General features: G+C 45.7%; 5 protein-coding genes. All 5 read right to left on the bottom strand.

The window, feature by feature from the left end; genetic code table 11:
* Positions 1-4: 4 nt before the first annotated feature.
* Entirely contained in the window at positions 5-487 is a 483-nt protein-coding gene (locus ACQ4MX_RS28220; protein WP_431088613.1) for an NADAR family protein, read from the bottom strand.
* Between the two features lie 19 nt (positions 488-506).
* A complete protein-coding gene (locus ACQ4MX_RS28215) occupies positions 507-1,421 on the bottom strand; it encodes an NUDIX hydrolase (RefSeq protein ID WP_431088611.1) in 915 nt (304 codons plus the stop codon).
* A 274-nt stretch (positions 1,422-1,695) separates the two neighbouring features.
* Positions 1,696-2,577 (bottom strand): hypothetical protein, encoded by an 882-nt coding sequence (locus ACQ4MX_RS28210; protein ID WP_202894809.1) that lies wholly within the window; start codon positions 2,575-2,577, stop codon positions 1,696-1,698.
* Positions 2,574-11,105 carry an amino acid adenylation domain-containing protein gene (locus tag ACQ4MX_RS28205; RefSeq protein WP_431088609.1) on the bottom strand — a complete coding sequence of 2,844 codons (8,532 nt, stop codon included), beginning with the start codon at positions 11,103-11,105 and terminating at the stop codon, positions 2,574-2,576. Before ACQ4MX_RS28205 ends, ACQ4MX_RS28210 begins: the two co-directional genes overlap by 4 nt.
* Entirely contained in the window at positions 11,106-14,537 is a 3,432-nt protein-coding gene (locus ACQ4MX_RS28200; protein ID WP_431088607.1) for an amino acid adenylation domain-containing protein, read from the bottom strand.
* Between the last annotated feature and the right edge of the window lie 191 nt (positions 14,538-14,728).

The following is a 14,728-nucleotide window of genomic DNA, read 5'->3' as shown; positions in this document are numbered from 1 at the left end:
ATGGCTATTCCTCCTTTTGCAAGACATCCTCACGTAGTTTCGTCAATATTTCTCCAAGCCAATTGGTGCCTCGCCATGATTTGCGGTTCCGTATGCGGGCATCAATTTCAGCCAATCCTACACCCCAAATCGTGTCCGTCGGACTGGCCTCAACCAGTGTAGTTCCTTTTGTTTTGAGCAGGTGCTTAAGCAAATTCGGATTTTGCGTAAATTTGGCGTAGTTGCCGTCATACACAAATTGTCGGCAATTCGCCTCCCACAAGGATTGATCAAATCCGTGCACACTACGGCCACGGGCTTTTTGCTCCCGCGGGGTAGGGGCTTGCATAATTTTACTGGCTGTCTCTTCATCCCCAAAAAGCTGTGCTTTTTTAAACATCATATATTGCTCCGCGCAGTTGAATTCCAATTCATTTACGGTAAACACAGAGGGATACCATTGCGAAAATGGCGACTGACTGCGATAAAAAAATGTAAACTTTTCCACGTTAATTCCTCATTTCATATTACTTCATGCTACTAAAACGCGACCGGGGCTTGAATCGGTATAACTTGGACGGACGATGTCCGGCCGCCTTTCTATATTCATTCGTCTCTTCCACGAGTTCGGCTATTTTGCGACGGAAGGCTGCGGCCAACAGCTCCTTACCCAGAATAATTTCATATACCTGTTGAAGCTCGCTCAATGTAAACAGGGCTGGCATCAGGTGGAAAGCGATATCTGTATATTCTATTTTGCTGCGCAAACGCTCAATTCCGTACACAATAATTTTGGCATGGTCAAAAGCAATTCCTTGGGATTTCAGCACTTCTCGCTTGACCTCAATGGTTTTCCCCTTGAGAATTTCAGTCACTTTTACTTTGGCTGACAGGTGAATATCCCCGTGCTTCAATGTAATGTTAATGTCTTGTTCCCATCTGTAACCGTCCGACTGATTCGTCCGCGTCTCCTGAGCCACACTGTAGTCCAACTCAAACCATTGGGCATCCGCAGCATCATCTCCGGCTCGTACCTCCAGTGAATCGTGGTCTACCAATGCCATGTAAGCGCAGCTGATGACCCGCGTACGTGGATCACGTGCTACATCTCCCCACGTATATAGCTGCTCCATATAAATCCGGTCTACATTCGTTTCTGTCTTAAGCTCACGTCGTGCAGCCTCTTCCAGGCTTTCATCCATCCCTACAAAGCCGCCTGGCAACGCCCACTGTCCCAGAAACGGATGCTCCCCCCTCTGGATCAGAAGTAGCTGGAGTGTCTTCTCCGGTAGCTTGCGGTAATTGTGCTGGAGCTGATCCATCACGGTAAAAAGCAGCATATCCACCGTTACCGATGGACGCTCATACTGATTGGCATCATATGCGGCCAAAAATTGTTCCTCCGACAAGCCGTTATGATTGTGCTTCGATATATCTGTCACTTGCGTCACCTACCTGTTTATATTTGGGTAATAGTTGTTTCTAAATCAAGCAGCGAAAACAGCTTATGTAACATTCTTTTATTTTAAGTCAATGATAAAAAAAAAATGTTAATATCAACACAGTAATATATAAATCATGCTTCGTCAACAGCATCTTCATGAAATACGTCTCCAATCCAGATAAAGGACACCGCATTCCTATGTCTAAAAAAAGAAAAGAGAAGCCCTCGTTCTGTATCGACCGGGCTTCTCCGCCAGCTAAACCTGGCTTCCTTTACTTATACCAAAGATCTTCTATTTCAAGCTCCTGTAAACTGCTCAAAAACGATTTTGAGTTATCAACATAAAGCTCGGTATCGATATAGTACAGTTTTTTATCATGCAAACATTGATCAATATAATCTGTATTCAATATACTTTTATCCTCTACATTGGCGGCAAATGCCTGCAGCTTGGGGAGCGCGGTTTTCTGATATTCAAGCCACGAATGATGGAATCCGGCTGGTTCTTCCAGGCAATAGATGTCTTGGTACAGTGCTTCAGCAATCCCCTTCTTCCTGAGATAGTCAGATGAGAATGGCATACTTTTAAAATACCGACCTGTCATGGCAAATACGCGATAGCTCCAATGAGGGGCGCCATGATTGGATTGGCAAAAAAGATTCAGAAAGAATACAGAGTAGTGCATTTTTATCGTAATAATCTCATGCTTCTTCACTTCTGAAACCAAACGATCCGCCATCCGGCTATCAATGATCTCATCGAAATCAGCCAAAATGATTATATCATCGTCCTCAACCTTATCCCGCAAAATAGAGGCACTTTGGTTTCTTTGGCAAGCTTCGTTATGAAACGCGCTGTTGTAGCTAAGCAGACGCCAGTACCAGCGGTCAAAGTGATCCGCACCGCAGCTATCCACATTAAAATACAATGATTCCTTCTCTGGTTTGCGAAACAGCTCATCGGCATGAAATGGATGATGAATTACTTTGGGGCCAAGAACATCCGCTTTAAAGTTGAGGGGCTTCTCCAAATAGCTGAACGTCTTGTTGGCTTCGATCACATGCAGCTCGTCAATCCAGCAGGCGTTTTCTTTTATTTTGATATCAGCAATCCGGTTTTCATTAAAAAAAGGGCAAAATTCGTATATTTTCATAGCAGGAAGTCTCCTTTCACTATCATAGTATTTGGACGAACACCAATGCTTTGGCACAGATAGCCGGATATTAAGCGTACAAACTCAGTAATCGTCCGGTCTTCATAATGCAGTGAACTGTAATAGCAGGTTAAACTTAACCGATCATGTTTAAGGCTAGCCGTCATATTTAGCTTGTAAGCTGAGGGGTTGTCCGCCGCGTTCGTATTTCCGTAAGGAAGGGCCAAAGGCTCGTACAAATCATCAGCCAGCCCGTTCATTTCCTCGGATTGATAATGAAAAAGCATGTGTGTTCCGTCTTTTAGCGGCTCCGTATGGGAATTTATATCCTGTATCAAATATCGTAGAATAAAGTAATCCAGTCCTTCAGATGGAATATGCTGTAATGTGCGCTTGACATGCTCCAGTACAACCTCCCCATTTTTAGATAACCCCTCTTCCGGGATCTGAATTCGAATGGGATAAGCTCCGGCAAAAAAACCAATCGTACGATCAATTACAATCCCAGGCAAAAAGGACTCACGCTGATAAGACATCACATGGAGCAGCAAATCCGATTGCCTTTTCAATTGGAAACAAGCCTGTGACAATGCCGTAAGTATCAAGCTCAGCGGTGTAGTATGCTGCTTGACAGCCACCGCTTTTAAAAGGCGAATATGTTCCTCTCCTTCAAGCAAATCTTGTGTTATGGTAGTCATATGACGGTGGAGAGGCCGTGTCTCCGATTCCGTGTCAACCTGTAAAGACTTGCCGCCTTCCACAACCTTGGCCCAGAAGGCTGATGCGTCAGGAGAAAGGCCCTTTGCCGCATATTGTGTCAATCCCATGCACCAATCCCGATAGCTGCTTTCTTCCTCCCTATGCAGGAGCCAATCACTCCCCTTTTCCAGTAATAGAAGATGCCTCAAGTCTTCCAAAAAAATGTTTATGGATATCCCGTCAAAAATTAAATGATGGAACAGGAGCAATATCACCTGCCGTTTCTCTCCGCAATAATGGTCAAACAGCACGACTTTCCATAAAGGTCCAGCCCCGATGTCAAATCCATGCTGAGCATTCGAGCAGTATTCCGAAATGCAGGCGTCATGTGAGCCCGGGACCGCTTGCAAATCTACATAAGAAACAACCTGTTCCACACTCATGGTCTGCTCATATTGATACCATTCATCATGATCCAGCTGAGCAAATGACAAGCGTAGCGCCGCATGTTTGTTCCATAGTGCCTCCAGCGACGAGTCCAGCAATTGTCTGGGGATGTATTTCTTGAGCAGAGCCAGGTAAGGTACATTAAACATGTTGCGATTCAGCAGATCTCTTTGAAAAAAACGTTTTTGTACAGCAGATAGCGGAAATCCATCATTCGGGTACACCTTTCTTATAGTCTGAATATATGGGATATTCCTATCCGAACAAAGGACAGTTGCAGTATCCGTCCTAGCTTTGCTCAATGCAAGGGCCAAATGTTCGATGGTCTGTTCACGAAATATTTGGTTGACTGTAACCGGATATCCGCTTTTTTGCAGCAAACTGGCTATACGCAGCGCATGAAGCGAATGCCCTCCCAACGTGTGAAAATCTTCATCCTTACGGATAGTCTCAAGTTGCAGAACCTTGCTCCAAATCTCTTCAATGGTTTGTTCCAATTCAGTTTTTTGACTGGAATTTGGTTCTTTATGGCTGTTCTGGATTTTCGGTAAAGGAAGCATTTTACGGTCGATTTTCCCGTTAGCCGTTAATGGGAACGACTTCAGCCAAATGTAACGGAAGGGTAGCATATAAGCTGGAAGCCCCTCAGCCATAAACGTATGAAGCTCTCCCTCCCGCTCCTCCTCTTCCGCTGTATAGTAAGCGATCAGCCGTAATTCACCGTGAAGCTCACGGGCAGCAACCAGACATTCTTTCACAACAGGATAGCGGCCAAGACGGAACTCGACTTCGCCAGGTTCGATTCGATAGCCGCGAAGCTTCACCTGATCGTCAACCCGTCCAATATATTCGATATTACCGTCCGGTAGCCATTTCGCCCGATCTCCTGTACGATAAAGAACCCGATTTTCTCCTCTTTCACGATCTTTGGCAGAAGTATAGGGATTCGGAGTAAACGCATGCTGTGTCAATTGGTTTTGCAGCCAATAGCCCCTCGCAACCCCGTCTCCTCCTACATATAGTTCCCCGACCGCCCCGATAGGCTGAATACGACCCTGTTTGTCCAGGATATAACAAGTTGAATTACTAATCGGCTTGCCAATGGGAATATCTTGCTCAAAAGTCTCTTTGATCCGATAGCTCGTCGAAAACGTGGTGTTCTCCGTTGGACCATATACATTGAGAATCGAAAGTTCTGAACAGGCCAGCCGGATACGGTTTATATGCTTAGCCGATAAAACTTCCCCGCCCACGACCAACCATTTAAGTTCAGCAAACATCTTTTCATTTTCTTCAATCCAGTGATTACACAGGGCGGAACTTAGCCATAATGTATTAATTTCCCACTCCTTCATGCGTTGCTCCAGCAGTTGGATATTGAGAAGGTCATCCTTTGAAACTACAAACAGACGACCTCCATTTAGCAATGTCCCCCAAATTTCAAACGTGGAAGCGTCAAAAACAGGCGAACCTGTATAAAGCAACCTGATGTCAGAGGAAAACGGGATATAGCTGGTGTTTTTAACCAAGCGGATGACATTGCGATGTTCTACCATCACGCCTTTCGGTTTTCCCGTCGAGCCGGATGTATACAGTAGGTAAGCAAGGTCATTAGGAGCAGTTATAGGCTCCTTCTCTTCTTGTGGTACAACCTCAGTCTGGTCAAAATGCTCTATATCAATCAGTTTTAAATGGATTCCATTACAGGCTTTCGAGATACCTTCCGCTCCTTTATGTGAGGTGATGATGGTGTCCAGTTTAGCGTCCTCGATCAATTCGCGGGTTCTTTCTGCCGGAAAATCGGGGTCTATCGGCACATAAGCACATCCCGCTTTCATAATCGCCAGAATGGAGACAATGAACTCGATGGATCGCGGCAAATAAACCCCGATCAACTTCCCATGACTGTCGGTATCATCTACTAGCAAATGGGCAATCTGCTGGGACATTTGATTCATGGTGCGGTAAGTTATAACCTTGTTGTGTGCAATTACTGCCGGCTGTGAAGGACGCAGCCTCGCTTGCTCCTGAAACAAGTCAACAATCGAACGATTTCTGGGATAGTCTGTATACGAATCGTTCCAGTCATAGACGACTTGATCATATTCGTCCTTGCTTATAAAACACACGTCTCCGACGGAGTGACTCGGATGTTCCAGCACATAGTGCAATGTATTTAGCAGATGCTCAGCTAGGCGACAAACCGTTGCTTGCTTCAAGCGACCCGCATCGTAAATAAATTTGACAGTGATCTGTTCCCCGTCATTGGCAATGGTGATAGTCATCGGGTAATTGGTTTTCTCTCGTTCCTCCATAGCTGACATTTCCAAACCATGTTCAGGCTGACGGTAGTCGTTCATATAATTCTCGAAGGCCACGATGCTGTAAAACATGGCATGACCATGAATAGCACTCCACCTCTTCAGTTCGTTCAGGCTCACATAGCAGTAGTCATTCAATTTCTGAATCGTCCGGTGTAGGTGCTTTACATATTCTGTGATGGTTTGCTCCACATTCCAGTGCATGACCAAGGGCAACGTATTAATCAGCATACCTGTAATGCGATCCCCTTTTGCAAGATCCGATCCCCTCCCGGAAACGACCATGCCGAATACGGTTGTATCTGCATCATGATAGACCTGTAGCACTTTCCCCCATGCAAACTGCACCAAGGTATTGAGCGAAACCTGTGTTTGCTGTACAAAAGTGGCTATACGTTTGGTTAGACTCGAATCCATGTGAAGGGTCTGGATCTGCTGGTTCTTAATCGGTTGATGTACATCGGGAATCGCACTTCCCTTCTCGATCGGCAGCAGGGTCGGCTCCGTTACTTCGGCCAAATAAGCCTTCCAAAATAACTCGGCCTCTGTGCGATCCTTATCATTCAGCCATTGAATATACGCTTCAAAAGAGCGGGACAAGCTGCGCTGTGGCATTCTATTTTGCAATCTACAAGCATAGAGTTCATGAACCCGGTTTAGCAGCAGCGGCAAGCTCCAACCGTCCAGCAAAATATGGTGATAACTCCAGAGCATCGTCCATTCTTCCGGTGCAGTCTGAATCAATGTGATGCGGTACGCAGGCTGGCTCAGATCAAAACGACGATTGCGATCCATCTCCATCCACCGTTCAATACATTCCTGTTGCCGCTTGGGTTGCTCTGCTCCAAAATCCAAGAACGTCCAGTCCCATTCTGCTGTTTGGATAATGCATTGTACGGGCTTGTCCAGCGCGTCCCAAATGAAACATGTCCGCAAGCAATCATTTTCGGCAATGACACTGTCCCAGGCTTCCCGGTACTGGTTTACCTCCAGCCTCCCATGATATTTCCAATTAACCTGCACAAAGTATTGATCGGATGCCGGATACTCTAAATAATGGAACAACAGTCCTTCCTGCAAAGGACTTAAATGCATCATTTTATTCAGACCATATTGCTTAGAATAGGTCTTTACAATCTGATCCAGCGAATGCTGCTCCAGTGACACCGATGGAAAATCACTTGGTGTAAACTCTTCGTAATTAGCCTGGCTGCAATGCTCGATGATAGAAAGCAAACGTGATATGAAAGTATTTATCAACTGAGTAATGGTCGTTTCTTCATAGTGACGTGTGCTATATTTCATGAACAAATGCAGTTGTCCATGAACGATGGAACAGTTAAGTTCCAACAGGCTTGTTCCATGATTAAGCGGCGAGCTATGGTCCTGTGCTGCTTCACGTGTAAAACCTATCCACTGCTCTAGCCCGCTCGTATTTGCCTGATCGAATTGACCCAAATAATTGAATAGAGCCTGTGGCTCGGAAGCTGTTAGCTCGGAACGGACTTCTTCGTTCGGATGGCAGTATCTCAAAGCACCGTATGACATGCCACGGTGAGGAATAGAATGTAACTGCTCTTTGACAGATTTAATCGTCGCCCCCAAGCTGCAATTGTCCGTCATCCGAATGCACACCGGAAACATTGAGGTAAACCAGCCGACGGTTCTTGTCAGATCCATATCGGCTACAAAATGCTCACGTCCATGACCCTCTAACCGAAACGCGATCGTCTTCTGCCCAGACCAAGCGGAGAGAGCCAGCGACCAGGCCGTAAGCAGCAAATCATTGATCTCGGTATGATATGCCTGGGAGCAATGATACAAAAGTAACTGCGTATCGTTGGGAGTAAGCTTTGTAACCAATTCCGAAGATTCACTGCTCATTCTATGATCCGGGCAATGGTCTATCGGCAGCACAAATGCTGCACTTTGAAGCTGTACTTTTTTCCAATATTCAATATGACTTAAAGTATCTTGGTGTTTGGAATAATCCATCCATGCGTAATGCCACCTTTTGTATGGATTTAAAACAGGAGGCAATTCTGAGCCATGATACAATTGATCCAATTCCTGAACTAATATTCTCCAGGACACGCCATCAATAACCAAATGATGAATCGTCATAAAAAAGCGGACTTGACCGTCAGGATGACCTTGGATTACGCCTGCACAAATCATCGGGCCTGTCTCATAATTCAGTTGTCTGTTCCATGCATCGCATATGCTTGAAATTTCAGATTCGGGATCAGCGATTTGCTGAATAGTGTGACTGGCAAGCTGAATGGTGGTATCCGTTCGGTAGCGCTGCGAATATCCGTGCTTGCCAGCTACGAGCTGCATCGAAAGCTCTGGATGAAGTCTGATCAATTGTTTGATGGCCGTTTCCAGCTTTACGGGATCACAACCACGTAGTAGAAACAGCTGGGATTGATTGAAATAATGCGGTTCTTTGAACTGCTGCTCGAAAAACCAGTGCTGGATCGGCGTCAGACCAAATTCGCCTGTCAAATCAACCATACTATCTTCCTTCTTCTCACGTTCTGTCCAAGTAACCACAGCGGCTAATTCCTTGATAGTCGGATGCTCTGCAACTTGTCTTGGGGTCAGCATCATACCGTGATCTCTGGCCATAGAGACGACCTGAATGGCAAGAATTGAATCTCCCCCGGCCGCGTAAAAATGATCGTTTACACCGATATCTCCTCTTTTTAAAATTTGTCGCCAAATGCAAAGCAGTCGCTTTTCGAAACTGCCCTCCCCTGCTTCCGCAGCATTCTCAGCAGGGACAAATAATGTGGTCGGATCGGGAAGAGCTTGACGATCAACTTTCCCGCTTGTATTTACGGGGATTGAATCCAGCTGACAAAAATAAGCAGGAACCATATAAGCAGGTAAAATAGAGCCTGCATACTGGGCCAATTCAGCCTCAGTCAGCCTTTTTAAGGCAGTATAGTAAGCCACCAGTTTATGGAAGGACTCGTCCTTCCAGGCTCGAACGACACATTGACGGATATCAGGGTGCTGGCGAAGCTGATGCTCTATTTCACCCAGTTCGATACGGTAGCCTCTGATTTTAATCTGTTCATCACTACGGCCGATAAATACCAGTTCACCATCTGGCGTCCATTTCACGACGTCCCCGGTTCGATATAACCGTTCTCGCTGTGACTCATTTCCGATGCTCATCTCTTTGTGAACAAAACGCTCCTGGGTCAGCTCCCCACGATTCAGGTATCCTCTGGCAAGCCCTATGCCGCCCACCCATAATTCACCGGGAACACCGACCGGCACAGAATTACCAAATGGATTGAATACAAACAATCGTTTGTTATAGGCGGGTTTGCCAATCGTGATTTCTGCCTCTGGTTTGCATACCGAGGTGGAACATAAAATCGTCACTTCGGTCGGTCCGTAAGCGTTCACAAACAGTCGTCCTCTTCCCCAATAATTTACAATATCAGACGTACAGGGTTCTCCCGCGGATACGATTGTATGCAATTCAGACAGTTCTCTTGGTTTCATGGTTCGCAGCACAGATGGCGTCAGCATGGCAATGTGGATATTTTTCTCTTCGAGTACATCTGAAATATCCGCATAAGGAGGCAGCTCCGCATTCGACAGCACAACAAGTGTCCCGCCTACTGTTAACGTTCCGATCCATTCGTAGACCGAAGCGTCGAAACTGATGGAAGCGAATTGCATAACTCTGGAGTCAGGGGTAATACGAAACTTTTCAACAAGGTAAGGGATTAACGTAACCAGTCCGGCGTGCTCAATAAGCGTCCCCTTCGGATTTCCAGTGGAGCCGGATGTATAGATGACATAGGCCAGGTCGCTCTGTTTAACCTGAATATTCAAATTCTCGTCGGGATGATCGTACTGCTGCACCAGGCATTCATCTACACAAATAAGCGAATGCGCTTTCATGCTCATTTGATTCATAGATAGATTTAGCTTATTTACCAGTTGACTGTGCGTGATAATCATTTTGGCCTGCGCATCTTCTAAAATAAATCGAACCCGTTCTCCAGGATATTGGGGATCGATCGGAAGATAAGCGGCCCCTGCCTTCATAACTCCTAGCATTGCCGGGATTACATCTGCGCTTCTGTCCATAAAGATGGCAATCAGCGTGCCGGGTTGTAAAGCGCCATCCTCTCCTGTGGAAACCGACTCTAGAATCACGCGGCCGATTTGATTAGCCCGCTGATTTAACTGCGAGTAGGTCAGCTTCTGCCCTTCAAACTCCAATGCGATTGCATCGGGAGTTCTGGCAGCCTGCTCCTCAATCAGTTGAACCACGGTTTTATCCAAAGGATATGCTTGTTCCGTATCATTCCATTGTTGTATCTGCTCGTATTCTTTCGTTGTCAGTATGGGGTGAAGGAGTACCGCTTTCTCCGGAAGATGGAGTGCATTGGCCAGCAGTATCTGAAAGTGGCCTGCGAGATTAGCGATCTGCTTTTTACCCAAATGCCTGCTATCATACTGTATTGCGCATTCTAATCTTTCCGAACCATAACGGTAGCAGAGCGCAATCTCAGGCTGATTTATACCGCATAGAGAAGCTAATGCTTTTGTGCTCGAACTTGAATGCGAGAGATCATCACAAGTCTCTACGATGCCCACATTGAAAAAATCTCCATCTTTTTCTGATGGGGAGTCCACTTTCATGTGCTGCGAAAGATCCTCACTCCACTTAATGCTGCTATCTCGCTTATCCCATTTTCCCTTTATTTTTTGCATCAAGGAGAGAAGATGATCTTCCTTCTGAATATGGATAAAAAGCGGATAGTCCTGACAACGTTGTGTCCCCTCTCTGTCTGATAACATGGAATATAAAACAGGTACTGTATATTGATTGGCATAATGGGATAAAAGCACAGACCATATGGCTGCGATAAAAGAAGGCATACCCAACTGATGCTGCTGTACAAACTCCATGATCGGTTTGACCTGTCTTGTTTCCAAACGAATATGGTAAAGGACTTGATCTTTGTCTTCAGGCTGTCCGGCTTCCCCCCTGCGATGGGAAAATAAAGGCAAGTAAGGTTGGATCACTTATTGAACCTCCCCTATCTGAGATGCTATACCGGCGGCCTGATAAAAAGCAGCCCTGACTTCCTCAACCTCTATCTCGTAACTGCACCGCATCGAAAAAATAAGACCGTCTGTGTAGGAGGTAGCGATGCAGTTGAACAGCGAATAGATCGGCAGCGGATTCGGTTGCTTTATGACCGTATCATCGTAAAATTGGCTATACTGCAACCCTTCCTTTGCGCTATTGGCCAAATAGTTAAACATGAATACATCTAGATGCTCATACTGCTTCCCAAATTGTGCAAGTGTTCTGGCCCGTTCCCACCTGTTTTTATAGGCAGGTCCTGTAAGCAGGTTCATAAAATTAATCGTGTGGTGTTTTAATAAATCCAGCCTATTTCTGACAGTCAGCAGCATTTCATCCGGATTCTGCTTCATATCCATCAGCATAGGCACAAAATCAATAAACTCACCGACCGTGTTATAATATGTCGCCTCATCGTACCTTCTTCCATCATATAAAAATAACAATGGCAACTGGTCCATACCTAAATAGATTTGCAAGCCCCTTGTAAAGACAGAGAGCGCAAACTCCAAGGATGGATTTTTAGCCGGGATGCTCACGCTAAACAGATAGGCTTCTGTGCTCGTTCTTAGCTTCGGAGTTTGTAACAGGTCCTGCTTGCTTTGCTGGAACGCTTCCAGATGAAAGTCGGATATCAATGTCTGTTCAGTGATTCCGCTGGGTCCGCTTTGGATTTGTTCTACATAATCCTTATAGGGCTTTACTTCATCCGTAGGAAGGGATTCGTTTTGAAGCAGACTCCTGTAGCAAGCCATTACCTGTCGTTCAGCTACTTCCGAAGTCACCCGATCGCATATCGCATGATGATAAAGCGTTATAACAACATGCTCACGCAAATTTCGTTTTAGCACAAACATCTGAAACAAAGTACGCTCTCCCGTGTATCGAGTATTCGTCATGTAGTCATTTATCATTTCCATAAAGGGGCCATATGGATTGCAGTCCGTTACGTCGAGGATGGTGAGTGTTGGCAAATCGGCGCCAGGAAGGACGTATTCCCTCCAATACGTCCATTCATCTCTTTGTACAGGAATGCTTCTCAGTAATCCCTGACTTTGTACAAATTGAGCATAAGCCTGATTCAAAAAATCATAATTCACATACTCGTCCAGCCTAAATAGGCCAATACTCGGCGGTGTATGAAATGAAATTTGCATTTGTTGAATTCCACTTAGCGGATATTCTTGTGCCACTTGCCCCGTTTTAACCCACTGATCTCTTTTTAAATAATCGTCTTCCAACTGCTCGCGCAACCTTGCCGCCTGATCCGTGTCCATGGTTTTCAAGTCCAGACGCTGGACAAACTCCTCTTCATCGATGACCTGGTATTGATTATCCATTTTTACTTTTTGATGCAGTGGTACAATATAATGCGGCTGCACTTCTTTAGCGACTTTCCCGTTCATGATCCGCATGATAGGATTAACGTCGTCCACGGAGTTGAAGTAAAGCACCCGAATATCTCTCACTTCGTGAAGAAAATCCCTCACTTGATACTTCACCAGATCGTATACGCCATCTGTTTCTTGGTGCAGCCAGGAAATCAACTCTTGCTTGGTTTCTATAGTGCCCTGCTGCTTCAAGGTTCTTTCACTTTCTTGAGCCGATTGAAGATATGCAGCGAGCGCACGGATCGTCTTATAGTGGTAAATATCTGTCAAAGTGGTATGATATCCCGCCCTCTCCATCCTTGACATTAACGTAAGCGCATGAATAGAATGTCCACCAAGGTCGAAGAAGCTGTCTACAACACTAAACTGCTGAATACCTAATACATCCTGCCAGATTTCCATCAGCCTGGCTTCCAGCCCTGCCTCAGGGGATACGTATGCTGCTGCCACGGTATGTCCATTGTCTTCAAAGGACAACAGTACCTTGCGATCCAGCTTTCCATCCCGTGTCAGTGGCATCTGCTCTAATTGCATAAAAAAAGACGGAATCATGTAATTTGGCAGCTTTGCAGAAAGCGTGTTTTTAATTTCATCTGCCATCAGCCTTTGGCTTGCCCTAAAGTACGCTCCCAGTTGCTTCTGTCCGTTCCGATCTTCACGCACGATAACAACGGCTGCTTGTATATCCTTTATTTTTAATAGCTGTGCCTCAATTTCCCCTGGCTCAATTCGGTAGCCCCGTATTTTCACTTGCTCGTCGATCCGGCCGATATATTCAATGTTTCCGTCCGCCTGCTCTATTGCCCAATCTCCGGTTCGGTACAACCTGCCCCCCGGCACCCCTGGAAACGGAATAAACCTTTCCTCTGTCAGCTCTGGACGGTTCAAATAACCTTTCACTAATCCATCGCCAGCGATGTACAGTTCACCTGCAACTCCTTGTGGCAAAGGATGCTGGTCATGATCCATGATGTAAACCGACGTATTGCTGATGGGTTTACCGATCGGTACGGTATTTGCAGCTTCATCCAAATGATCAATCCGGTAAAACGTTGCAAATACTGTACTCTCGGTCGGTCCGTAGACATGAATTAAACGGCCAGAGCCCAGACGGGCAAATGCTTTGCGCACATGGCTGACCGTCACCTTTTCACCACCGAATAGCAAGGTTTCAAGTGTGGCAAAGCAATCCGGATCAATATCCACCAATGCATTAAAAAGTGCTGTCGTGATGAAGCATTTTGTAATCTGTTGTGTGCGCAGTACACTCGATAGCTCACGTGCATTCATGATTTGGGCTTGTGGGGTCAAAACGAGGGTGGCTCCGTTGAGCAGTGCCCCGTAAATGCCAAATGTAGAACCATCGAACGAAAAACTGGCCAATTGCAAGATTCGGTCTTTTGCCGCGAATCGGATGTAATTTGTCTCTTTGACAACACGTGTAATATTGTAGTGCATCGTCAGGTTTCCCTTCGGTTCGCCCGTAGAGCCTGACGTATACATAATGCAGGCTAGTGCATCTGAGCCATGAATGGAGGTGAGATTCCCTGTTTCTTCCCTGTTATTACGCTTGTCCGACAAATCCATTACAGGAACGTTGAGCTCCACTTGTTGCTCAATTGGTAGCCGGGTTAGCAGGAGCTTTGCGCCAGAATCTTTCAGCATATAGCATATACGTTCCTTGGGGTATTCCGGGTCAATCGGTACATAGGCTCCCCCGGCTTTTAAAATCCCGAAAATACCGACGATCATTTCCAATGAGCATTCGGCCATTATCCCGACGGGGTCGCCTTTATTTACGCCTTTGCTCCGCAGAACCCGGGCAAGCTGATTAGACTGTTTGTTCAGATCAGCATACGTCAAGTGCTTGTCTCCCAATACAACGGCCACTTGCTCCGGTGTGCGCTCGGCCTCCCCCTCAAATAACTGATGAATCGTTGTATCCCGCGGGTAATCCGCTAACGTACCGTGTAACATGCTCCGCCTCATCTCCTTCTCCCATTAACATTCATACGATTTAAGGTTTGCTCTACAAGCATCTTTTTCGAAACTACCTGATAGGGAATACAGCAAAAAATTATAAAATTTTGTATAAGCTTATGCCAAAAAAAGAGAATGTATGGAACGTAGAAGTCGTTTGTGGATAAACTATAATCACAACTTTACAT

Origin of the sequence: Paenibacillus sp. 8b26 (genome assembly GCF_050626875.1) — a bacterium.
In the GTDB taxonomy this organism is placed as follows: domain Bacteria; phylum Bacillota; class Bacilli; order Paenibacillales; family Paenibacillaceae; genus Paenibacillus.
The sequence above is the reverse complement of the archived record's forward strand: the minus strand, read 5'-3'. Positions and strand labels throughout refer to the sequence as shown.